We start from the raw sequence: 21,993 nt of genomic DNA on the forward strand, positions 1-21,993 counted from the left end.
CTTATTTTTTGATTTGTGCGTGCATTTCCTGAACCGAGGTCACCTTCTCCATGGCGTTGGCGTTCAGCGCCATCGCCGTGGCGAAGCCGCCGTTCAGGGTAGTGTCGTAATGCACCTTGTACTGCAGGGCGCTGCGGCGAATCAGCTTGGAGTCTTCAATCGCCTGGCGGCCTTCGGTGGTGTTGATGATGTAGGTGTATTCGCCATTCTTGATGCGGTCCTGAATATGCGGACGACCTTCATGCACCTTGTTCACCAGGCGCGGGTTGATCCCGGCTTCACCGAGGACAATCGCGGTCCCGTGGGTAGCATCCAGTTCGAAACCAAACTTCAGCAGCTTAGCCGCGAGGTCCACCACGCGCTCTTTGTCGCCTTCACGCACGGAGAGCAGCGCGCGGCCCTGCTTTTTCATCGTCGAGCTGCTGCCCAGCTGCGCCTTGGCGAACGCTTCCGCAAAGGTGCGGCCGACGCCCATCACTTCCCCGGTAGAGCGCATTTCAGGCCCTAACAGCGGGTCAACGCCCGGGAACTTGTTGAACGGCAGCACCACTTCTTTTACCGAGTAATACGGCGGGATAATCTCTTTGGTCACGCCCTGCTGCGCCAGCGTTTGGCCGGCCATGACGCGTGCCGCCACTTTAGCCAGCGGAACGCCGGTGGCTTTGGAGACAAAGGGTACGGTACGCGCGGCGCGCGGGTTCACTTCAATCAAATACACTTCGTTGTTTTTGACCGCGAACTGCACGTTCATCAACCCGCGTACCTGCAGCTCGAAGGCCAGCTTCTGCACCTGCTCGCGCATCACGTTCTGGATGTCCTGGCTCAGGGTGTAGGCCGGCAGCGAGCACGCGGAGTCGCCGGAGTGAACGCCGGCCTGCTCGATGTGCTCCATAATGCCGCCAATCAGCACCATCTCGCCGTCGCAGATAGCGTCAACGTCGACTTCTACCGCATCGTCAAGGAAACGGTCCAGCAGCACCGGCGCGTCGTTAGAGACGCTTACCGCGGTCTGGAAGTAGCGACGCAGGTCGACTTCGTCGTAAACGATTTCCATCGCCCGACCGCCAAGAACGTAGGACGGACGCACCACCAGCGGGTAGCCAATCTCTTTGGCCTTCTCAACGGCCATCTCAATCGCGGTCACGGTGGCGTTCGCCGGCTGTTTCAGCTTCAGACGGTCAACCGCCTGCTGGAAACGCTCGCGGTCTTCCGCACGGTCAATCGCGTCCGGGCTGGTGCCGATAACCGGTACGCCGGCCGCTTCCAGCGCGCGCGCCAGCTTCAGCGGAGTCTGGCCGCCGTACTGGACGATAACGCCCTTCGGCTTCTCGATACGCACGATTTCCAGCACGTCTTCGAGGGTCACCGGCTCAAAGTACAGGCGGTCAGAGGTGTCGTAGTCGGTGGAGACGGTTTCCGGGTTACAGTTAACCATAATGGTTTCGTAACCATCTTCGCGCAGCGCCAGCGAGGCGTGCACGCAGCAGTAATCGAACTCAATACCCTGGCCGATACGGTTCGGGCCGCCGCCAAGCACCATAATTTTATCGCGGTCAACCGACGGGTTCGCTTCACACTCGTCTTCATAGGTGGAGTACATGTAGGCGGTATCCGTTGCGAACTCCGCCGCGCAGGTATCCACGCGCTTATAGACCGGGTGCAGGTTGTACTGGTCGCGCAGCTTGCGGATTTCCGCTTCGCGCACGCCCGCCAGCTTAGCCAGACGCGCGTCGGCAAAGCCTTTGCGCTTCAGCATCCGCAGGAAGTCAGCGTCAAGGCCGTTGATGCCGGCCTCTTCCACTTTCTCTTCCAGGCGCACCAGCTCTTCAATCTGCACCAGGAACCAGCGATCGATATTGGTCAGGTTGAAAACGCCGTCAACGGACAGGCCCGCGCGGAAGGCGTCGGCGATGTACCAGATACGCTCGGCGCCGGCGTCTTTCAGCTCGCGGCGAATTTTGGTCAGCGCTTCCGGGTCGTCGAGGCTCACTTTAGGGTCAAAGCCGGTTGCGCCCACTTCCAGGCCGCGCAGCGCTTTCTGCAGCGACTCCTGCTGGGTGCGGCCAATCGCCATCACTTCGCCGACCGATTTCATCTGCGTGGTCAGGCGGTCGTTAGCGCCGACGAACTTCTCGAAGTTGAAGCGCGGGATCTTGGTGACGACGTAGTCGATAGAGGGTTCGAACGATGCCGGGGTACGGCCGCCGGTAATGTCGTTCATCAGCTCGTCAAGGGTGTAGCCCACCGCCAGCTTCGCCGCCACTTTGGCAATCGGGAAGCCGGTCGCTTTCGAAGCCAGCGCCGAAGAGCGTGATACGCGCGGGTTCATTTCGATAACAATCAGGCGACCGTCTTTCGGGTTCACCGAGAACTGGACGTTGGAACCGCCGGTTTCAACGCCGATTTCGCGCAGCACCGCCATCGAGGCGTTACGCATCACCTGGTACTCTTTATCGGTCAGGGTCTGCGCCGGAGCCACGGTGATGGAGTCGCCGGTATGGATGCCCATCGCGTCGAAGTTTTCGATGGAGCAGACGATGATGCAGTTATCGTTCTTATCGCGCACCACTTCCATCTCGTACTCTTTCCAGCCGATCAGCGATTCATCGATCAGCAGTTCGTTGGTCGGAGAGAGATCGAGGCCGCGGGTACAAATTTCTTCAAACTCTTCGCGGTTATAGGCGATACCGCCGCCGGTTCCGCCCATGGTGAAGGAGGGACGGATGATGCACGGATAGCCCACGTCAGCGGCAACCGCCAGCGCTTCTTCCATCGTGTGCGCGATACCGGAACGTGCGGTGTCGAGGCCAATTTTCTTCATCGCCACGTCGAAGCGACGACGGTCTTCCGCTTTATCAATCGCGTCGGCGGTGGCGCCAATCATGGTGACGCCAAACTCTTCCAGCACGCCCTGACGTTCCAGCTCCAGCGCGCAGTTCAGCGCCGTCTGGCCGCCCATGGTCGGCAGCACGGCGTCCGGACGCTCTTTTTCGATGATTTTGCGTACCACTTCCCAGTGGATCGGCTCAATATAGGTGGCATCGGCCATTTCCGGGTCGGTCATGATGGTGGCTGGGTTAGAGTTCACCAGAATGACGCGGTAACCCTCTTCGCGCAGGGCTTTACAGGCCTGGGCGCCAGAGTAGTCAAATTCACAAGCCTGGCCGATAACGATCGGGCCAGCGCCAAGAATCAGGATGCTTTTTATGTCTGTACGTTTTGGCATGGCTTTTTTCTCCTGATTATTTCGCGGACTGGCGGTACTGCTCAATTAACTCGATGAAATGGTCGAACAACGGCGCGGCATCGTGCGGGCCTGGGCTCGCCTCCGGGTGTCCCTGGAAGCTGAAGGCCGGCTTATCGGTGCGGTGAATGCCCTGCAGCGTACCGTCGAACAGGGACTTGTGGGTCACCCGCAGGTTAGCCGGCATGGAGGCTTCGTCTACCGCAAAACCGTGGTTCTGCGCGGTAATCATCACCACGTTATTATCAAGATCTTTAACCGGGTGGTTGCCGCCGTGGTGGCCGAACTTCATCTTAACGGTCTTCGCTCCGCTCGCCAGCGCCAGCAGCTGATGGCCGAGGCAGATGCCGAATACCGGAATATCGGTGGTGAGGAATTGCTCAATGGCCTCAATCGCATAGTCGCACGGCGCCGGGTCACCTGGGCCGTTGGAGAGGAAGATGCCGTCCGGATTCATTTTCAGCACCTCTTCCGCAGAGGTTTTTGCCGGCACCACCGTCAGGCGGCAGCCGCGGTCCACCAGCATGCGCAGGATGTTGCGCTTAGCGCCGAAATCGTAGGCCACCACGTGGAACGGCAGCTCGCTTTCCGCCTTCGCTTCCGGCAGGTCGCCCTCCAGAGTCCAGCTCCCCTGCGTCCAGCCGTAGGTTTCTGAGGTGGTGACTTCCTTCGCCAGGTCCATCCCGTTGAGGCCCGGGAATGCTTTTGCCTTTTCCAGCGCCAGCTGCGCATCGAGGCTATCGCCAACGATGATGCAGCCGTTCTGCGCGCCTTTTTCACGCAGCAAGCGGGTCAGCTTACGGGTATCGATATCGGCAATCGCCACGATGTTATGGCGCTTGAGGTAAGAAGAGAGGTCTTCGGTATTACGGAAGTTGCTGGCAATCAGCGGCAGGTCGCGAATAACCAGACCCTGAGCATGTACCTGGGAAGACTCTTCGTCGGCGGCGTTGGTGCCGACATTACCGATATGGGGATAAGTAAGGGTGACAATTTGGCGAGAATAGGAAGGATCAGTGAGGATTTCTTGATAACCGGTCATTGAAGTATTGAAAACGACTTCCCCAACCGCCGTGCCCGTTGCCCCGATGGCCCGACCGTGAAACTGGGTTCCGTCTTCCAGAACCAATAGCGCTGACTTAATCAAAACACCCTCCAGAGAATATTCACTCACTTTATTTGCATATTAATGCATTCGCGTAGCATGAATCAATGCAAATTTGCTTACCTATGGATTTCTGGCAAACGGCGGCATTCTGGAGAGATGTCGGGGAAAAGTCAACTTAAAGCGCATATTTTTAATATCATTTTGCGCCACTGGCCTATCAGCGCTGCTTTAACAGCTAAAAAGATCAACAAAGTAGCGTTAGAAAACGCTTGCGCAGCGTCGGGATTGTAAAACATGGCTTATTAATGTGAAAAAGTAGACCAGATGGTCAAAATTTACATAAAAATAACAGTAACAGGGAGGATAAGCGTCGATTATAGCGATCTTAATTAAAAAAAGATAAAAAAAGGCTGAAAATAAAAAGGGCAATAAAACATTGCCCTCTGCAATCAATTACTTATTGAATGCCATAACCACATCACGATGGGTAATAAATCTTATAAAGCGTTCAAATCAAGGACGTCACGCATATCAAAGAGACCGCTTTTCTTGCCTTTCAGCCATAATGCCGAGCGAACCGCGCCGTTGGCAAAGGTCATCCGGCTTGATGCCTTATGGCTGATCTCAATACGTTCACCAATATCGGCGAACATCGCCGTATGTTCGCCGACGATATCCCCCGCGCGCACCGTGGCAAAGCCGATCGTTCCCGGAACGCGTTCGCCGGTGTAGCCTTCGCGACTGTAGACCGCGCAATCTTTCAGATCTTTGTTCAGCGCACCGGCAATCGCCTCGCCCATCGCCAGCGCAGTCCCCGACGGGGCATCCACTTTATGCCGATGGTGCGCTTCAATAATTTCAATATCAGTGTAGTCGCCCATCACCTGCGCCGCCTTTTCCAGCAGCTTGAGCATGACGTTGACGCCGACGCTGAAATTGGCCGCAAAGACGATAGCAATCTCCTGCGCCGCATCGCGAATGGCCTGTTTCCCCGCGTCATCAAAACCGGTGGTGCCGATCACCATCCCTTTACCGTGCTCGCGGCAGAATGCGAGGTGGGTCAGCGTCCCTTCCGGGCGGGTGAAATCGATCAGCACATCAAAATCATCTTTGACCGCCGTCAGGCTGCTTTGCACCGTGACGCCCATGTTGCCTGCGCCCGCCAGTTCGCCGGCGTCGCTGCCGATCAGGGAGGAGCCATCGCGCTCCAGCGCCGCGCCAAGCGCCACGCCGTCCATCTGCTGTACCGCCTGGATTAACTGGCGTCCCATCCGGCCGCCCGCGCCGGCGATGGCCACGCGGATTTGTGCATCATGCATAGCTATTCTCTTTTGTTAACTTTACGTAAATTGTTTTCAGAGTAACCAGCCCATCGATGGGCCGCTACTCAAAAACGCCGATAATTAGAAATTTATGACAAACCGCGGTCGATATCAGTAAAAACTATATGTTTGTCATCGCCCAATGCAACGATATCGTCTGGCGAAAGCGCCGTTCCCCCAGCAGATAGCGCGCGAAACACGCCGCTAACGGCCTGATATCGCTGATTCTTCCCGGCGAAATCCGCATGATTCACGGATGACCAGCGCCGGCGGCAGGATTATCCGTTTCGGCGGCTCATCGTTACCCTGAATACGGCTATACAGCAGCTCCCCCGCTTTACGGCCGATCTCTTTCGCCGCCACCGATACGGTGGTCAGCGCCGGCTGGACCAGCGCCGCTTCGGTAATATCATCGAAGCCCACCAGCGCAAAATCCCGCCCCGGCTCTCGGCCCGTTTTGCGCAGCGCCTGCATCACTCCCAGCGCCACGATATCCTGATAGCAGACCGCCGCAGTAATCTCCGGATAGCGGGACAGCAGATCCTCCGCCACCTTTGCACCGTCAATCTGGCTGGCCTGCGCGGTAACAATCCACTGCGGATTGGGCGAGATCCCGCTTTCCAGCAGCGTGCTGGTAAAGCCGCCGATACGCTGCGCCCGGGTGCCTGAGCTCGGGCTACCGCCGATAAAGGCAATATTCTGGTGGCCCATTTTCAGCAAATGCCGCGTCGCCATCTGGGTGCCAAGGAAGTTGTCGGTGCCGACGAAATCAAAATCCGGATCGCTGAGCGGGCGAACCACCATAATGGCCGGAATATTGCGCCGCTTCAGGGCTTCAAAAAATGAGGCCGGCGTCTCCCGCGCGGCGCACAGCACCATGCCGCAGGCATTGTTGCGCATCAGCGAGTCGACAAATTTTTGCTGGCGTTCGCCGGACTCTTCGCTGTTAGCCAGAAACAGCAGCAGATCGTGCCGCTCCATCTCATGGCTCAGCCCCGCCGTCATCTCGCCGTAAAAGGGGTTGGTAATATCGTGCAGCAGCAGCCCGACCTGATTGCTGCTGCGGTTGCGCAGATTGGCGGCGGTCTGGTTGTAGACATAGCCCGCGTCATCCAGCGCCTTCAGTACCCTTTCGCGCGTGGCCTGTGAAATCCGTCCCCGGTTACGCAGCACCATCGAGACGGTCGCCGTTGATACCCCTGCTCTCTCTGCCACCTGCGCCAACGTCACTGTCGTCATCATCCCTCCCGTTTATTCGCCTCAGGTTAATCGAATAACCTAAATTTTGGTTTTTTCCCTGTGACTGCCTTCACATTAAAGGCCATTTCACCCCCTGACTTATCGATTATGGCGGGTTAATCGCGTTAACCACGCTGTCAAAACAAGGTTAATCGATTAATCTTCATTTAGCCAATATGGAGAATGAAAATGCACACCACCTATAACAAATACCCTGAGGTTGCGGTTCGGGGCTATGACGACCACGCCTGCCGGGGCTGGGAGTCCATCCGTACCGCGCTTAGCGCCAGAGCCTCGACGGCCGCGAAAACCGTGCTGGTTATCGACTGCTATCCGGGCGTGCGGCTGGAAGAGCTGGAACAGCATCTGCTGCCGGCGCTCGGCGCCGCGCTGACCCTTAACGTCGAATCCGCCCGCCGCGACGAGCAGGCCATCCACACTCTGCTGGCGCGCAATCTTACCGACGACCGCGTGTTTGGCGTGCTCTCCTGCCACCATCTTGAGGAGTTTTTTGATCCCAATAAGCTGGAGCAGCTGCGCCAGCAGGTTACCGCCGAAGCCGAGGGCGTGGTGGTCATCTACGGGCCCGGCGCGGCGCTGGTTCATCCCGGCGATCTGCTGGTGTACGCCGACATGCCGCGCTGGGAGATCCAGCAGCGCATGCGCCACAGCGGGCTGGGGAACTGGGGCGCGGATAACCAGGATGAAGATATCCTCCGCCGCTACAAGCGCGCCTTTTTCATTGAGTGGCGCGTCTTCGATCGCCATAAGGTGCCGCTGCTCAAGCGCGCCGATTTTTTACTCGATACCACGGTAAAAGAGGCTCCGGCCCTGGTCAGCGGCGAAGCGCTGCGCGCCGGGCTGCAGCAGACCACCGCTCAACCGTTCCGCGTCGCCCCCTTCTTCGATCCCGGCGTCTGGGGCGGGCAGTGGATGAAGCAACGATTCGATCTCGATCCTACGGCCGCCAACTACGCGTGGTGTTTTGATTGCGTGCCCGAGGAAAACAGCCTGTTACTGCGTTTTGGTGACGTACGGATCGAGATCCCCTCTCAGGACCTGGTGCTGCTGCACCCCCGCGCGCTGCTGGGTGAAAAGGTACACGCCCGCTTCGGCGCCGAGTTCCCGATCCGTTTCGATTTTCTCGACACTATCGGCGGGCAAAACCTGAGTTTCCAGGTTCATCCGGTAACCGAATATATCCAGCAGCAGTTTGGCATGCACTACACCCAGGATGAGAGCTACTACATCCTTGAGGCAGAACCGGAAGCCGTCGTCTACCTGGGGACGAAAACGGGGATCGAACCGCAGGAGATGCTCGCCGATCTGCAGGCCGCCGGCCGCGGCGAAAAGGCCTTCGACGATCGGCGCTTCGTTAACCAAATCCCGGCGCGTAAGCACGATCACTTTCTTATCCCTGCCGGTACGGTGCACTGCTCGGGAAGCGGCACGATGGTGCTCGAAATCAGCGCGACGCCGTATATTTTCACCTTCAAGCTCTGGGACTGGGGGCGTTTAGGTTTAGACGGACTGCCTCGCCCGGTGCATCTGCAGCACGGTGAACGGGTCATTGACTGGCAGCGCGATACCCAGTGGGTCAACGATAACCTGGTTAACCGCATTGAGCCCATTGCCGAAGGCGAAGGCTGGCGGGAGGAGCGGACGGGAATGCACGAGCGCGAGTTTATCGAGACCCGCCGCCACTGGTTCAGCGCGCCGGTCACGCACCATACCCACGGCGGGGTTAACGTTCTGAACCTGGTGGAAGGCGCGGAAGCCGTGGTCGACAGCCCAAGCGGCGCCTTTGCCCCCTTCACCGTGCGCTACGCCGAGACCTTTATCATTCCGGCCGCCGTCGGGGAGTACCGTATTTCGCCGGCGGGTCAGGGCAGCGGACAGCAGCTGGCCACCATCAAAGCCTGGGTAAGAGGATAAGGTCATGATTAACGTTATTGTTGCCACTCATGGCCCGCTGGCTGACGCCCTGCTGGCCAGCGGGCGGATGGTGTACGGCGAGCTGCCCTATATCTCAACCGTCACCCTCGACGAGCAGGCGGGCATCGAGGGCTTTAAGCAGGATTTTGCCCGCGCGCTGGACGGCGCCGGGCAGCAGGCCGACGGCGTACTGGTGCTGTGCGATATGCAAAGCGGAACGCCGTGGAACGTCGCCTGCCTGCACGCTTTCTCTGCGCAGACAACGCCCCCCGTCGCCGTGCTGGCGGGGGTGAATTTCCCGATGCTGCTGCAGTGTGAAGAGATTCTCCACCTGACGGATGTCCACGCCGCTGCCGAACGGCTGCTGGCGTTAACCGTCCCCACCCTGATTAAAGCCACCCCGGTTTTAGCCGTTCAGCCAGATGATTTTTAGAGGAAAACGCTTATGAGTATCTCTTTTGTACGTATTGACGACCGGGTGATCCATGGGCAGCTCGTGACGCGCTGGGCCAAAGAGCTGCCCTGCGACGGTATCGTGGCGATTGACGACGCCGTCGCGGCCGACCCGCTCCTCTCATCGGTGATGAAAGGCGCCGTGCAGGACCTCAAGGTCTGGCTGTTCGACACCGCCACGGCCATTGAAAAGTTACCCAAAGTCATCGCCAGCGAGAAACGCTATTTCGTGATAGGCAAATCCCCGGTCACCTTACAGCGCCTGGAAGCGGCGGGGATCAGCCTGAAAAATGCCAACGGTAAAATCAACGTTGGCCCGATGAGCGCCCGCGCCGACACCACCACCATTGGGCCCAATCAGTCGGTTAACGCCGCCGAGATCGCCGCCTTTGACTGGCTGGTGCAGCGCGGGCACCACGTTGAGTTCCGTCTGGTGCCGGATGCCAGCCACTACAGCTGGCAGGACGCGCGGCAGAAGCTGAAATAAGGAGCGGATGATGATTATCGAAGCGACGCTGATTGGCATTCTTTGCTACCTGGGGGCCCTCAGCAGCCCCTGGCTTTTAGGCCTGACCGGCGGCTGGTATCTGATTAGCCGGCCGCTGGTCTCCGGCATGCTGGTCGGCCTGATTTTAGGCGACCTGAAGACCGGGATCTTGATAGGCGTTGCGGTCCAGGCGGTGTATATCGCCATGGTGACGCCGGGCGGCTCGATGCCCGCCGACCTTAACTTCGTCGCATATCCGGCGATTGCGCTGGGTATTTTGTCGGGTAAAGGGCCGGAAGTGGCGGTGGCGCTGGCGGCGACTATCGGTATCGCCGGCACGATTTTGTTCAACGCGATGATGGTGCTGAACTCCTTCTGGAACCATCGCGCCGACGTGGCTCTGGATCGCGGCGATGAGCGCGGCCTTTACCTGAACAGCGCGCTCTGGCCGCAGGTCAGTAACTTCGTGCTGCGCTTTGTTCCCACCTTTATTGCGGTCTATTTTGGTGCCCAGTACATCAGCGGCTTTATGGACAGCCTGCCGAGAATCGTGCTCTCCACGATGAACGTGCTGGGCGGCATTCTGCCGGCGGTAGGGATCGCGATTCTGCTTAAACAGATCATCAAGAACTACAGCATGCTGATCTATTTTCTCGTCGGCTTCGTCTGCATCGTCTTTTTAAAGCTCAATATGGTCGCGCTGGTGATCGTGGGCTCGCTGCTGGCGCTGATCCACTACAGCTATAAGCCGGAACCGCAGCAGGCCGCGGGCAACAGGCCGGCCGTCGATGATGAGGATGAATTCTGATGGAAGAACGTACCCTGAACCGTAAAGATCTGCGCCGCTGCTGGCGGGCGTGGATGATGCACAACCTCTCGTCGATGAGCTTTGAGCGTCTGGAGTCGTTCGGCTTCTGCCTGAGCATGCTGCCGGTGGCGAAAAAGCTCTATCCGGACGCGACCCAGCGCACGGAAATGCTGCGCCGCCACGCCTCTTTCTACAACACCGAGCCGCAGATCGGCGCGATCGTCAACGGAATGGTGCTCGGGCTGGAAGAGAAAAAGGCCAACGGCGAGCCCATCGACGGTGAGACCATCAACACCCTGAAGGTTGGCCTGATGGGGCCGATCGCCGGGATCGGCGACTCGATGATCCCGGGAATGCTGATCCCTATTCTGCTGAGTATCGGCATGGCGCTGGCGGCGGGCGGCAACGTCCTCGGGCCGCTGTTTTATATCGTCGCCTGGCTGGCGATTATTATCCCCGGCTCGTGGTTCCTGTTTTTAAAAGGCTACAAAATGGGCTCCGGCTCGGTGGAGATGCTGGTCAGCAGCCGCTCCACCCGCCTGCGTGAAGCCCTGTCGCTGCTCGGCGTCTTCGTGATGGGCGGCGTCGCGGCGAGCTACGTGAAGCTGGGAACCGGGCTGGAGTTCATTACCCGCGACGGCGTCAATATCCACGTGCAGCAGATGCTGGACGGCATATTCCCGCTGCTCCTGCCGCTGGTGGTGGTGCTGGGGACCTGGTATTTAATGGCGAAGCGCGGCGTTTCGCCGGTGAAGGCGATGGTCATGCTGCTGCTGCTGGCCGCGGCGGGCGTCGCCAGCGGTCTGTTTGCCGGCTAGCCGCGAAGAATACCCCGGTTCGCAAACCGGGGCGCCACCTTAGTCGTTAATCTCGCAACCGGGGCATCGCCCCGGTTTTTTTATGGATGAAAGTTGTGCCACAAATCCGCCGTCCTGTCCGGGCTGGAGATAAACTGCAGGCGGGCGGGATCGTCGATAAACTGCTGATAAATCGGCGCGGAGGTGAGGCCAAACTCCACGTACCGGCGCGGCGTAATCGCCTGCAGGCGGCCGGGAAGATAGCGTGAATTATGCTGCCAGACGACGTGGTTATCCTGCAGCAGCGGGTACCACGCCAGCCCCTTATACGCCCGCACGGCATCATATTCAAAGCCGTACTCCCGATCGCACCAGGCGCCGAAAGTGAGCGGCACCTCGGGATCGGCGGAAATCGTCGCGTGCCCCCAGCCCGGCGGCACCAGCACCTTATCGCCGGGTTCGGCAATCACCGCAAAGCAGCGGCCGGGGTCGTCTTCCACCCGCTCCTGCATATAGATAATCGCCTTCCCCTGCCAGATTTCATACAGCTCCGGCGGCGACCAGCCGCTGTGCTGGCTGATGCGGTGGATATGGCCCTGGCTGCGCACCGGCTCTTCCCCCAGCCTTCCGGCGGCGTAGGTCACAACGCCAAACAGCAGCATGCGTTTTTTTAGCTCATCGCGATCCTGCATACGCGCCACGTCCATGGCGATCGCGTAGACCTCGTCCGGCCCTTCGCAGTGCGGATCGCGCAGCGAGGCGCGGATCTGATCGAGACGACGGATCTCCGGCATCGGTCCGGTCACATCATTGCCGTAGCCGAAACCAAGCGGGCGCTGGTGAATGGTCATATCCAGGCCCCAGGCGCGAGCAGAATTAGCCATTCTGCACCTCCTTTGCCTGAATGGTCCGGTTCTCCTCGACGACCCGCAGCCTGAAGCCGCCGTCCAGCGTCGCATAGTCATGTCCCGCAGCGGCGGGCCACACCGCCAGCGCCGACAGCGTATCGGCCCCGGTGTTTATCAGGCGGTGGGCGCTATAGCCGGGGATAACGTGCACCGAGCCGGTGAAAACCTGCTCCAGACGGGTTTCCCCGCGCTCGTTTTGCAGCAGCAGCAGGCCGCTGCCGCGAAGGCCGAAGTAAACTTCGCCCTGCTCGCGGCGGGCGTGAAAGTGCCCGCGGGTCATAAAAAACTCATCCCCGACCTTACCGGGATAGAGGTGGGTGACGCCGGTATAGAGCTCGCCCGATGCGGAGGAGGTATCGAGCATTTCAACCTCGTACACCACCCGGTCGCCCGCCATCGTCAGACGGGTTCGCTCATCGGCAAAAACGCCGTTCAGATCCGCAATACGCGTCAACTTGCGCAGCAGCGGACCGTCCGAAAACAGGCCACTGGCCCACGCCACCTGAGGTGGCTGGAAAAAGATAGGATTCATATTGGTCTCCGGCCCAAGGAGAACAGCAGAATCAGCTTAGCAGATTAATCGATTAACCCAAGAGCGGGCGGATGACTTTGTAGCGGATGTCACAGCCGGCACCGCAAATGTACCTTCACGCCAGCGTGTAGCTCACGATCAGCTGGCCCTTTTTCATTTTCACCTGAGTTATCACCACCTCGCCCAGCTCAGAGAGGCTGGCAACGTGGGTCCCGCCGCAGGGATAATCAGGCAGCGAACCAAACCCTACCCTGCGCAGCCCGCCGGCCACGGTGATATGGCGCGGCAGGTTTTCCGCCCGCCAGCCGGAAACTTTTGCCTGCAGCGCGCTGGCCTCCGGCAGGGCCGCTTTAGCGCCTGAAGTGAAGGTAATCCGCCCCTCTCCGGGCCAGTGATGAGCCTTCGTCGGCTGCCAGCCGCACTGCTCTCCCGCGAGGCCAATCAGGTGGCCTGCGGAGTGCAGGCGGGCATGCTGCTGCCGCGCTGCGCCATCAATGCGCATCGCCACCTCGCCCAGGTCCAGCGGCTGCGGGACAAGGTGCAGAATGCTGTCGCCAAACGCCGTTACCCCTTCAACGGCGATCTCCGCTATCCAGCCGCGATCCGCCGGCTGCCCGCCGCCCTGAGGATGAAATAGCGTTTGGTCCAGCTCGATTGCGTAGCGGCCATCGGCCTGTTCTATGCAGCTCACCACCCGCGCGCGCCCTTCGGTGGCATCGTTGGTGTAATAAAGACGTTCGGTCATGGTTGTTCTCCTCTCTTTGCGCACAGTATATTGGTAATACGCACAGCGATAATCCCGTCCTGCGTCAATGCACCTTTGCTTAGAGGGCACAAATGAACTTAAGCTTACTTCCCGATTTGGCCCTCTTCGTGCAAATCGTCGAGCAGGGCAGCTTTTCTGCGGTCGCCCGGCTTGCGGGAACCACGCCCTCCGCGGTCAGCCGCAGCGTCTCGCGCCTTGAACAGGAGATGGGCAGCAAGCTGCTACACCGCTCCACGCGCAAACTCCGCCTGAGCGATGCCGGAAAGACGGTTTACGCCCATGCGCTGGAGATGCTGGAAGCCGCGCGCCTGGCGATGGATGCCGCCGGCAGCACTCAGCAGGTGGCGCAAGGCAAGCTGACGCTCAGCGTGCCGAAGGCCGTCGGACGGTTTGTTATCCATCCGCTGATGAGCGAGTTTCTGACCCGCTTTCCGCAGGTTGACGTCTGCCTGCGTCTCGAAGATCGCTATCTTGACCTGATTGATGACGGGATCGATCTGGCGCTGCGCATCACCCATTCGCCTTCGCCGGGGCTCCACGGCAAGCCGCTGATGCCGGTCAGCCATGTGATCTGCGCCACCCCGCACTATTTACGCCAGCACGGCGCGCCGCAAAATCCGCAGGATCTGCGCGACCATAGCTGCATCAGCCTCGGCGAAACGCCCGCCGATGCGCGCTGGAAATTTCGTCGTGAAGGAAAAACAGAGACCGTTCAGACCCGAGGACGCTACGCCGCCAACCACACCGCCGTGCGGCTGGATGCGGTGAAGCAGAATTTAGGCATTGGCAGCCTGCCGCTGTTTACCGCCCGCGAAGCGCTGGAGCGCGGGGAGATCGTCCAGGTGCTGGCAGAGTGGGAGTTTATCAGCAGCTACTCCGGCGAGCTGTGGCTGCTGTGGGCGGGAAATAAGCATATGCCCGCCAGAATGCGGGCCATGATTGACTATCTCAGCGAGAAAATTTATCGCCGCTAAACGGCCTATGGCGCCAGCGCCAGAACTTCTGCTACCCAGCGCTGGAAGCCTGCGACGTCCAGATCCAGCGCCACGCTGGCGTTAGCCGGCTGGCCAAGGCGGCCTTCGATATCAACGACCGTGGTGCCCGCCGTCCAGCTCCCCTGCGTTTCGACCGCCACAAAGCACGATTTAAGGGTAAACAGCTCGGGACGAACCAGCCAGGCGATGGCGCACAGGTCATGCATGCGCAGCCCGCTCTCCATGCTGCCGCTGCGGTAGTGGCTGAACAGCGCGTGGAGCATTTTCCCGGTCCTGTTGAGCGTCGGCAGCGTGGCGAGGTACTCCGGCGCGAGCATTGCCTGATTGGTGACGTCCAGCCCGCACATCACAATCTCCAGCCCGCTCTGAAACACTTTGGCCGCGGCTTCCGGGTCGATGGCAATGTTGAACTCCGCATTGGGGGTGAAGTTACCTCGCCCGGCGGACCCGCCCATAATGACCAGACGACGAATGTTAAACCGACACTCCGGATACTGCGTCAGCAGCAGCGCAATGTTGGTCAGCGGGCCAATCGCCACCAGCGTCATCGGCTCCGGGGCATGCATCAGCGCATCGCGAATGGCCTGAAACGCCGGTTTCGGCAGCGGCTGGCAGCGATGCTCGACAAACTCATACCCTTCCATCCCCGACTCGCCGTGCACGGAGGCCGCATCGCGCAGCGGGCGCAGCAGGGGCATTGAGGCGCCCTGGGCCAGCGGCACGTCGGCGTTCCAGAAATGCAGCAGCTGCAGCGCATTGCGGGTGGTTTTTTCCACCGACACGTTGCCGGCCACCGTGGTCATCAGCTGCAGATCCAGCTCGGGCGCGAACAGCGCCGCGGCGATCGCCGCCGCATCATCAATGCCGGGATCGGTATCAAGAACGATCGGTAAGCGCATAAACTCTCCAAAAAAAATGCCAGACGTTAAGTCTGGCATCTTCGCATACTGACGGCGTAAAGAACTTATTCTACTTCACGGACATCGACCCGCAGCTCTTTCGGCACTTCAAAGACGATGTTCTCTTCGCGCCCTTCCAGCGGCACCGCGTCGCCGCCGCCAAGCTCCTGCAGGCGAGCAATCACGTTCTGCACCAGAATATCCGGCGCCGATGCGCCGGCGGTTACGCCCACGCATTTGGCCGCTTTGACCCACGGCTCCTGGATATCGGCCGCATCATCGATCAGATACGCCGCTTTCCCCATGCGCTGTGCGAGTTCGGCCAGACGGTTGGAGTTGGAGGAGTTCTTCGACCCCACCACCAGCACCACGTCCGCCTGCTCCGCCAGCGCGCGTACCGCTTCCTGGCGATTGGTGGTGGCGTAGCAAATATCGTCTTTACGCGGCCCGACGATTTTCGGGAAGCGCTCGCGCAGGGCGTCAATGACGTCGGAGGTGTCATCAACGGAGAGCGTAGTCTGGGTCATAAACGACAGCCTGGCGTCGTTTTTCACTTCCAGCGTCCAGACGTCATCCGGCGACTCCACCAGGTACATGCCCCCCTGCGGGTTGCTGTACTGGCCCATCGTCCCCTCAACTTCCGGGTGACCGGCGTGACCAATCAGAATCGACTCTTCGCCGCGGCGGCTGGCGCGAGCCACTTCCATATGGACCTTGGTCACCAGCGGACAGGTGGCATCGAAAACCGTCAGGTCGCGGTTTTTCGCTTCGTTGCGTACCGCCTGCGAGACGCCGTGGGCGGAGAAAATCAGGATCGCGCCGTCCGGCACTTCACTGATTTGCTCGATAAAAATAGCGCCGCGCTTGCGCAGGCTATCGACCACATAGCGGTTATGCACCACCTCATGACGAACATAGATCGGCGCGCCGTACAGCGTCAGCGCGTTTTCGACAATGCTGATAGCGCGGTCAACGCCGGCGCAGAAGCCGCGCGGGTTAGCCAACAGGATCTGCATTTTACTCCTCCAGCGCCGGATCGACTTCCAGCACTTCAATATCAAAATGAACGGTGCGCCCGGCCAGCGGATGGTTGAAATCAACGGTGATGGAATCGCCGTTAACTTCCCGAATCACGCCGGGCATTTCGCTGCCATCCATTGCGGTAAAGAGCATAATTGCGCCGATTTCCGGCTCGCCCGCATCGATAAATTCGCGGCGGGAGAAGTACTGAATCAGGTCCGGGCTGGGTACGCCAAACGCGGCATCAGGCTCAAGGGAGAAGTTGGTTTTATCCCCCGCCTTCAGCCCCAGCAGGTGCTGCTCGAGCCCCTCGGAGAGCGAAGCGTCGCCGAGACGGAACAGCGCCGGCTTGCCGTTATTGCGCGTAGACTCCGCGGTGGAGCCATCATCAAGTTTCAGCGTGAAGTGCACCAGCACCCCGCTGTTGCTCTGTACAGAGTTTGACATGCAGGTTTGCTCTAAGTTGGTTCTGCGTTTCCCCCGCGCGGCGGCGGGGTACGCTTATAATGTAGGCCGGGCCGGCGAAAACGCCACCCGGCAGGGATTACGCGGTTTTCTTCGCAGCGCCGGGCAAAAAGCCCTCCAGCACAATCAGCGCCGCGCCGATACAAATGGCGGTATCGGCCAGGTTGAAGGTGGCGAAATGCCACTCACCGACGTAGAAATCAATCATATCGACGACAAAACCGTGCCACAGCCGGTCAAACAGGTTGCCTAACGCCCCGCCAATAATCAGCGCGTAGGCGATGTTATTCAGCTTCTGCGTCGCCTTCGAGCGGTACATCAGTACCGTCAGAATCACGCAGATGCCGAGGGCGATCCCCGCAAAGAACCAGCGCTGCCAGCCGCCGCTATCGGCGAGGAAGCTAAAAGCCGCGCCGTAGTTGCGCGCATAGTGCAGGTTCAGCGATGGGAACAGCGAAACCGTATCCCCCAGAGCAAAGTTCTGGAGGATCAGGAATTTGCTGCCCAGATCGATAATCAGCACGGCGACGACGACCCACAGCCAGCGTAGCCCGGTTGAACAAACAGATTTACTCATCAGGCAAACTTACGTTGTTCGCCGTCACCGGCGACGTTGCTGACACAGCGACCGCAGATTTCCGCGTGTTCCGCCACCTTGCCGACGTCGCTGGTGTAGTGCCAGCAGCGTGGGCACTTATCGCCTTCCGCTTTGCTCAGCACAACCCGCAGACCCTTCAGCAGTTCGCTCTGCCAGGCATCGGCCGGCGCCTGCGCGTAATCGGCCACTTTCGCCCCGGAGGTTAACAGGACAAAGCGCAGCTCGTCGCCCAGCGCGTTCAGCTTGGTCGCCAGCTCGCTATCCGCATACAGCGTGACCGCCGCCTCAAGGGAGCCGCCCACCAGCTTGTCGGCGCGCGCCTGTTCGATAACCTTGTTGACTTCGCCGCGCACTTTCAGCAGTTCGTCCCAGAAGCCGTCGTTCATCGCTTCATCGTCGGCCAGGCCAAACAGGCCTTCATACCACTCGCCGGTGAAGACGTATTTCTCGCGGGAACCCGGCAGGTAGCCCCAGATTTCGTCGGCGGTGAAGGACATGATCGGCGCCATCCAGCGCACCAGCGCTTCCACGATGTGGAACAGCGCGGTCTGGCAGCTGCGACGCGCCACGCTGTCCGCTTTCGCGGTGTACTGGCGGTCTTTGATGATGTCGAGGTAGAACGACCCCATCTCGATGGAGCAGAAGCGCATCAGGCGCTGCACCACTTCGTGGAAATCATAGGACTCGTAGGCTTTGAGGATATCTTCCTGCGCCGCTTTCGCGCAGCTCACCGCCCAGCGATCCAGAACCACCATCTCTTCCGGTTTCACCATGTCGGTCAGCGGGTCGAAACCGTTAAGGTTCGCCAGCAGGAAGCGCGCGGTGTTGCGGATACGACGATAGCTGTCGGCGGCGCGTTTGAGGATCTCATCGGAGACCGCCATTTCACCGGTATAGTCGGTGGAAGCCACCCACAGGCGCAGGATATCCGCGCCCAGCTTGTTCATCACGTCCTGCGGAGAGACGGTATTACCGATGGATTTGGACATCTTGCGGCCCTGGCCATCAACGGTAAAGCCGTGGGTCAGCACCTGGCGATACGGCGCTTTGCCCTTCATCGCCGTGGAGATCATCAGCGAGGACATGAACCAGCCGCGGTGCTGGTCGGAACCTTCCAGATACATATCGGCGGCGTGACCGGAAAACTCCGGACGCACGTCAACCACCGAGGAGTGGGTAGAGCCAGAGTCGAACCACACGTCGAGGGTATCCGGCACTTTCTCGTAGCTATCGGCATCGGCACCGAGGATGTCGCGGGAGTCGAGATCCCACCACGCCTGAATACCGTCCACCTCAACGCGCTTCGCCACTTCTTCCATCAGCTCCAGGGTGCGCGGATGCAGCTCCTGGGTCTCTTTGTGCACGAACAGGGACATCGGAACGCCCCAGGTACGCTGACGGGAGATACACCAGTCAGGGCGGTTGGCCACCATTGATTCGATACGCGCCTGGCCCCAGTCCGGGATCCACTGTACGCCTTTAATCTCTTTCAGCGACTGCGCGCGCAGGCCTTTCTGATCCATGCTGACGAACCACTGCGGCGTGGCGCGGAAGATGATCGGCGACTTGTGGCGCCAGCAGCACGGATAGCTGTGCTGCATTTTTTCAACGTGCAGCAGCGCGCCGCTGTCACGCAGCAGCTCAACGATGATGTCGTTGGCCTTGAAGACGTTGATGCCGTCCAGCGACGGATAGGTTCCCGGCAGGTAGGCGCCGTCCGGGCCGACCGGATTGGCGATTTCCAGGCCATATTTCTGGCTGATGGTGTAGTCGTCAGGGCCGTGGCCGCCGGCGGTATGCACCGCGCCGGTACCCGCATCGAGGGTAACGTGGTCGCCGAGGATCGCCGGAACGTCGAAATCGAGGAACGGATGCTTAAAGCGCATCAGCTCCAGCTCGGCGCCGTTGACCACCGCAAGGATGGTGTAATCCGCAACGCCCGTACGCTTCATGACGCTTTCAACCAGGTCTTTCGCCAGGATCAGCGCCTGGCCGTCAACCTGCACCAGCGCATAGTCGAACTCCGGCGACAGGGAGATCGCGCGGTTAGCCGGCAGGGTCCACGGGGTGGTGGTCCAGATAACCAGGGAGACCGGACCGCTGACGTCAGCAACGCCGAACTTCGCCAGCACCGCCGCTTTATCGACCGCGTGGAACGCTACGTCGATAGACGGGGAAGTTTTGTCGTAATACTCAACTTCCGCTTCCGCCAGCGCGGAGCGGCAGTCGACGCACCAGTGCACCGGCTTCGCGCCTTTGTGCAGGTGGCCGTTGCCGATGATTTTACCCAGCGCGCGGATGATATTGGCTTCGGTTTTGAAGTCCATGGTCAGATACGGACGCGACCAGTCGCCCAGCACGCCAAGACGGATAAAGTCTTTACGCTGGCCGTCAACCTGGGTCGCGGCGTATTCACGGCACTTGGCGCGGAACTCGGCCGCGGTGAACTTCTCGCCCGGTTTGCCGTACTCCTGCTCCACTTTCAGCTCGATCGGCAGACCGTGGCAGTCCCAGCCCGGCACGTAGGGAGAATCATAGCCCGTCAGCCCTTTGGACTTAACGATAATGTCTTTCAGAATCTTGTTAACCGAGTGACCAATATGAATGCTGCCATTCGCATAAGGAGGGCCATCATGCAGAATGAAGGTTTTTTTGCCTTTTTTCGCCGCACGGATGATGCCGTACAGATCATCATCGGTCCAACGCGCCAGCATTCCCGGTTCGCGTTTGGCGAGATCGCCACGCATCGGGAACCCTGTTTCCGGCAAATTCAGGGTGGATTTATAGTCACTCATCAGATTCTCGGTTCCGTATTTCGGTTTGATAAACACCAACAGGTTTATGCCTGGCTGGTCAGCCCAAAAAGCTCGCGGGCCGTTAACTCATCACGTGCAATTTGCGCCTTCAGCTCATCGAGCGACGCAAACCGCTGTTCGTTACGTATTTTTTTACGCAGTATTACATCTATATGGCGACCGTAGAGGTCCATTACAACGTCCAGCAGATGCACTTCCAGCTGTTGACGGACGCCGGCGACCGTTGGGCGAGTGCCAATATTGGCGACACCCGGCAAAGGTTTGTCGCCAAGCCCCGTTACTTCTACCGCATAGACCCCTTTAACCGGGGAAACCTGACGACGTAGCGGTAAGTTCGCCGTCGGGAAGCCAATGGTGCGCCCCAGCTCATCGCCGTGCACCACGCGCCCGGAGATGGTAAACGGATGGCCTAGCAGGGTTTCTGCCAGGGCAAGATCGTCGTCTGCCAGCGCCTGCCGCACCGCGGTACTGCTGATGCGGACGCCGCCTTCACAGAAGGTCTGGGTGCTGGTGATGTCGAACCCAAACTCCACCCCGGCTTTCTGTAATAACAAGAAATCCCCCTGACGACCAGCGCCAAAGCGGAAATCATCGCCCACGGCGAGGAACTGCACGCCCAGCCGGCGGACCAGCAGCTCGCTGATAAAGTCCTGAGCGGTCAGGGCGGCAAAGCGTCGGTCGAACCGCACGCACAGCACGTAGTCGACGCCGCTTTCGGCCAAATAGCGCAGCTTTTCACGCAGGCGCGTCAGGCGTGCTGGCGCCTTATCGGCGGCAAACAGCTCCAGCGGCTGCGGTTCGAAAATCATCACTACCACCGGTAAGCCACGCTGGCGGCCCTCTGCGCGCAAGCGCTGCAGCAGCGCCTGATGCCCGCGGTGCACACCGTCAAAATTACCAATGGTCAGCACGCACCCGCGCGGGGCCTGGCTGAGATTATGTATGCCGCGTATCAGCTTCATGTCTGGCTCAAAACAGTGAAAATCGTCCGAGTATACCTTGTACAACTGGCGACGTTAACCAGCGATTGCACCTCTTCGTTGAAAGATCCCGAGAATTCATCAACTCAGCGCTGGAACGCGGGGAAAACTACGCGCGCCCGTCGATTTTTATGGTGGAAAGGCTGTATTCGCCCGCAACAAGCTGGTAGAATCTTGCGCCATCACTACGTAATAAAGCGTCGTTGTTTTAAGCGCCGCTTATTTGCACAAATCCATTGACAAAAGAAGGCTAAACGGGCATTCTCCTCGGCCTTTGAATTGTCCATATAGAACACATTTGGGAGTTGGACCTTGGCTAATATCAAATCAGCTAAGAAGCGCGCCGTTCAGTCTGAAAAGGCCCGCAAGCACAACGCTAGCCGTCGCTCTATGATGCGTACTTTCATCAAGAAAGTATACGCAGCCATCGAAGCTGGCGACAAAGCTACTGCACTGAAAGCATTTAACGAAATGCAACCAATCGTGGACCGTCAGGCTGCTAAAGGTCTGATCCACAAAAACAAAGCTGCGCGTCATAAAGCAAACCTGACCGCTCAGATCAACAAACTGGCTTAATCGCCTGCTTGTTATCGCTTTGTAGAAAAACCCGCGAAAGCGGGT

Annotated in this window: 20 protein-coding genes; 7 read left to right on the forward strand and 13 right to left on the reverse strand. The window is 59.3% G+C overall.

The annotated features are described in order from the left end of the window. Position 1 precedes the first annotated feature (1 nt). The 4 genes from carB to EDF75_RS20355 form a co-directional block, all read right to left on the reverse strand. Positions 2-3,226: a carbamoyl-phosphate synthase large subunit gene (gene carB, locus EDF75_RS20335; protein WP_045859984.1), complete on the reverse strand. Its 3,225-nt coding sequence runs from the start codon at positions 3,224-3,226 to the stop codon at positions 2-4. A gap of 16 nt (positions 3,227-3,242) precedes the next feature. Next, complete coding sequence (gene carA / locus EDF75_RS20340; RefSeq protein WP_128879095.1) at positions 3,243-4,391, reverse strand: glutamine-hydrolyzing carbamoyl-phosphate synthase small subunit; 1,149 nt, start codon at positions 4,389-4,391, stop codon at positions 3,243-3,245. 458 nt (positions 4,392-4,849) lie between these two features. Further along, positions 4,850-5,671, reverse strand: coding sequence for a 4-hydroxy-tetrahydrodipicolinate reductase (gene dapB / locus EDF75_RS20350; RefSeq protein ID WP_133600694.1), 822 nt, complete (start codon positions 5,669-5,671; stop codon positions 4,850-4,852). A gap of 207 nt (positions 5,672-5,878) precedes the next feature. Then, positions 5,879-6,913, reverse strand: a complete 1,035-nt coding sequence (locus EDF75_RS20355) for a LacI family DNA-binding transcriptional regulator (RefSeq protein ID WP_133600803.1) — start codon at positions 6,911-6,913, stop codon at positions 5,879-5,881. Positions 6,914-7,102: 189 nt separating this feature from the next. Between EDF75_RS20355 and EDF75_RS20360 the strand changes: the two genes are divergently transcribed. Genes EDF75_RS20360 through EDF75_RS20380 form a run of 5 tightly spaced genes read left to right on the forward strand, consistent with a single transcriptional unit; the run spans position 7,103 to position 11,414 of the window. Continuing rightward, the gene (locus EDF75_RS20360) at positions 7,103-8,848 is read left to right on the forward strand and encodes a class I mannose-6-phosphate isomerase (protein WP_133600695.1); all 1,746 of its coding nucleotides are present in this window, start codon (positions 7,103-7,105) and stop codon (positions 8,846-8,848) included. A 4-nt stretch (positions 8,849-8,852) separates the two neighbouring features. Then, positions 8,853-9,281, forward strand: coding sequence for a PTS sugar transporter subunit IIA (locus EDF75_RS20365; protein ID WP_133600696.1), 429 nt, complete (start codon positions 8,853-8,855; stop codon positions 9,279-9,281). 12 nt (positions 9,282-9,293) lie between these two features. After that, positions 9,294-9,788 (forward strand): PTS sugar transporter subunit IIB, encoded by a 495-nt coding sequence (locus EDF75_RS20370; RefSeq protein WP_133600697.1) that lies wholly within the window; start codon positions 9,294-9,296, stop codon positions 9,786-9,788. Positions 9,789-9,798: 10 nt separating this feature from the next. Further along, a complete protein-coding gene (locus tag EDF75_RS20375) occupies positions 9,799-10,596 on the forward strand; it encodes a PTS mannose/fructose/sorbose/N-acetylgalactosamine transporter subunit IIC (protein ID WP_133600804.1) in 798 nt (265 codons plus the stop codon). Then, positions 10,596-11,414, forward strand: coding sequence for a PTS system mannose/fructose/sorbose family transporter subunit IID (locus tag EDF75_RS20380; RefSeq protein WP_133600698.1), 819 nt, complete (start codon positions 10,596-10,598; stop codon positions 11,412-11,414). The genes EDF75_RS20375 and EDF75_RS20380 overlap by 1 nt, the downstream gene beginning before the upstream one ends. Positions 11,415-11,494: 80 nt before the next feature. Here the strand turns inward: EDF75_RS20380 and EDF75_RS20385 are convergent, their stop codons facing one another. The 3 genes from EDF75_RS20385 to EDF75_RS20395 form a co-directional block, all read right to left on the reverse strand. Next, positions 11,495-12,277: a glucose-6-phosphate isomerase family protein gene (locus EDF75_RS20385; protein ID WP_133600699.1), complete on the reverse strand. Its 783-nt coding sequence runs from the start codon at positions 12,275-12,277 to the stop codon at positions 11,495-11,497. Beyond that, positions 12,270-12,833 carry a glucose-6-phosphate isomerase family protein gene (locus tag EDF75_RS20390; protein WP_133600700.1) on the reverse strand — a complete coding sequence of 188 codons (564 nt, stop codon included), beginning with the start codon at positions 12,831-12,833 and terminating at the stop codon, positions 12,270-12,272. Before EDF75_RS20390 ends, EDF75_RS20385 begins: the two co-directional genes overlap by 8 nt. A gap of 115 nt (positions 12,834-12,948) precedes the next feature. After that, positions 12,949-13,578: an alanyl-tRNA editing protein gene (locus EDF75_RS20395; RefSeq protein ID WP_133600701.1), complete on the reverse strand. Its 630-nt coding sequence runs from the start codon at positions 13,576-13,578 to the stop codon at positions 12,949-12,951. A 92-nt stretch (positions 13,579-13,670) separates the two neighbouring features. On the opposite strand from EDF75_RS20395, the gene EDF75_RS20400 reads away from it, so the two are divergent. Next, complete coding sequence (locus tag EDF75_RS20400; RefSeq protein ID WP_133600702.1) at positions 13,671-14,573, forward strand: LysR family transcriptional regulator; 903 nt, start codon at positions 13,671-13,673, stop codon at positions 14,571-14,573. Positions 14,574-14,578: 5 nt separating this feature from the next. Here the strand turns inward: EDF75_RS20400 and rihC are convergent, their stop codons facing one another. From rihC to ribF, 6 genes are all read right to left on the reverse strand, one after another. Next, complete coding sequence (rihC, locus tag EDF75_RS20405; RefSeq protein WP_095103879.1) at positions 14,579-15,493, reverse strand: ribonucleoside hydrolase RihC; 915 nt, start codon at positions 15,491-15,493, stop codon at positions 14,579-14,581. Between the two features lie 65 nt (positions 15,494-15,558). After that, entirely contained in the window at positions 15,559-16,509 is a 951-nt protein-coding gene (gene ispH / locus EDF75_RS20410) for a 4-hydroxy-3-methylbut-2-enyl diphosphate reductase (RefSeq protein ID WP_133600703.1), read from the reverse strand. A gap of 1 nt (position 16,510) precedes the next feature. Beyond that, positions 16,511-16,960, reverse strand: a complete 450-nt coding sequence (gene fkpB, locus EDF75_RS20415; protein WP_045860016.1) for an FKBP-type peptidyl-prolyl cis-trans isomerase — start codon at positions 16,958-16,960, stop codon at positions 16,511-16,513. Between the two features lie 97 nt (positions 16,961-17,057). Next, positions 17,058-17,555 carry a signal peptidase II gene (lspA, locus tag EDF75_RS20420; RefSeq protein ID WP_045860018.1) on the reverse strand — a complete coding sequence of 166 codons (498 nt, stop codon included), beginning with the start codon at positions 17,553-17,555 and terminating at the stop codon, positions 17,058-17,060. After that, positions 17,555-20,371, reverse strand: a complete 2,817-nt coding sequence (gene ileS / locus EDF75_RS20425; protein WP_133600704.1) for an isoleucine--tRNA ligase — start codon at positions 20,369-20,371, stop codon at positions 17,555-17,557. Before ileS ends, lspA begins: the two co-directional genes overlap by 1 nt. A 44-nt stretch (positions 20,372-20,415) precedes the next feature. Then, positions 20,416-21,354 (reverse strand): bifunctional riboflavin kinase/FAD synthetase, encoded by a 939-nt coding sequence (gene ribF / locus EDF75_RS20430; RefSeq protein WP_095103883.1) that lies wholly within the window; start codon positions 21,352-21,354, stop codon positions 20,416-20,418. A 330-nt stretch (positions 21,355-21,684) separates the two neighbouring features. Here ribF and rpsT point away from each other — a divergent pair, with 330 nt between their 5' ends. After that, a complete protein-coding gene (rpsT, locus tag EDF75_RS20440; RefSeq protein ID WP_003018940.1) occupies positions 21,685-21,948 on the forward strand; it encodes a 30S ribosomal protein S20 in 264 nt (87 codons plus the stop codon). The last annotated feature ends 45 nt before the right edge of the window (positions 21,949-21,993 follow it).

Origin of the sequence: Klebsiella sp. BIGb0149 (assembly GCF_004362605.1) — a bacterium.
Taxonomy (GTDB): Bacteria; Pseudomonadota; Gammaproteobacteria; order Enterobacterales; family Enterobacteriaceae; genus Klebsiella; species Klebsiella terrigena.

Excerpts from the sequence above, each read along its gene's own strand:
- EDF75_RS20375 (WP_133600804.1), top strand. The coding sequence starts at position 9,799 with ATGATTATCGAAGCGACGCTGATTGGCATTCTTTGCTACCTGGGGGCC.
- EDF75_RS20400 (WP_133600702.1), top strand. The coding sequence starts at position 13,671 with ATGAACTTAAGCTTACTTCCCGATTTGGCCCTCTTCGTGCAAATCGTC.
- lspA (WP_045860018.1), bottom strand. The coding sequence starts at position 17,555 with ATGAGTAAATCTGTTTGTTCAACCGGGCTACGCTGGCTGTGGGTCGTC.
- ileS (WP_133600704.1), bottom strand. The coding sequence starts at position 20,371 with ATGAGTGACTATAAATCCACCCTGAATTTGCCGGAAACAGGGTTCCCG.
- EDF75_RS20370 (WP_133600697.1), top strand. The coding sequence starts at position 9,294 with ATGAGTATCTCTTTTGTACGTATTGACGACCGGGTGATCCATGGGCAG.
- EDF75_RS20355 (WP_133600803.1), bottom strand. The coding sequence starts at position 6,913 with ATGACGACAGTGACGTTGGCGCAGGTGGCAGAGAGAGCAGGGGTATCA.
- EDF75_RS20365 (WP_133600696.1), top strand. The coding sequence starts at position 8,853 with ATGATTAACGTTATTGTTGCCACTCATGGCCCGCTGGCTGACGCCCTG.
- rihC (WP_095103879.1), bottom strand. The coding sequence starts at position 15,493 with ATGCGCTTACCGATCGTTCTTGATACCGATCCCGGCATTGATGATGCG.
- EDF75_RS20360 (WP_133600695.1), top strand. The coding sequence starts at position 7,103 with ATGCACACCACCTATAACAAATACCCTGAGGTTGCGGTTCGGGGCTAT.
- EDF75_RS20380 (WP_133600698.1), top strand. The coding sequence starts at position 10,596 with ATGGAAGAACGTACCCTGAACCGTAAAGATCTGCGCCGCTGCTGGCGG.
- EDF75_RS20395 (WP_133600701.1), bottom strand. The coding sequence starts at position 13,578 with ATGACCGAACGTCTTTATTACACCAACGATGCCACCGAAGGGCGCGCG.
- carB (WP_045859984.1), bottom strand. The coding sequence starts at position 3,226 with ATGCCAAAACGTACAGACATAAAAAGCATCCTGATTCTTGGCGCTGGC.
- fkpB (WP_045860016.1), bottom strand. The coding sequence starts at position 16,960 with ATGTCAAACTCTGTACAGAGCAACAGCGGGGTGCTGGTGCACTTCACG.
- EDF75_RS20390 (WP_133600700.1), bottom strand. The coding sequence starts at position 12,833 with ATGAATCCTATCTTTTTCCAGCCACCTCAGGTGGCGTGGGCCAGTGGC.
- ispH (WP_133600703.1), bottom strand. The coding sequence starts at position 16,509 with ATGCAGATCCTGTTGGCTAACCCGCGCGGCTTCTGCGCCGGCGTTGAC.
- dapB (WP_133600694.1), bottom strand. The coding sequence starts at position 5,671 with ATGCATGATGCACAAATCCGCGTGGCCATCGCCGGCGCGGGCGGCCGG.
- ribF (WP_095103883.1), bottom strand. The coding sequence starts at position 21,354 with ATGAAGCTGATACGCGGCATACATAATCTCAGCCAGGCCCCGCGCGGG.
- EDF75_RS20385 (WP_133600699.1), bottom strand. The coding sequence starts at position 12,277 with ATGGCTAATTCTGCTCGCGCCTGGGGCCTGGATATGACCATTCACCAG.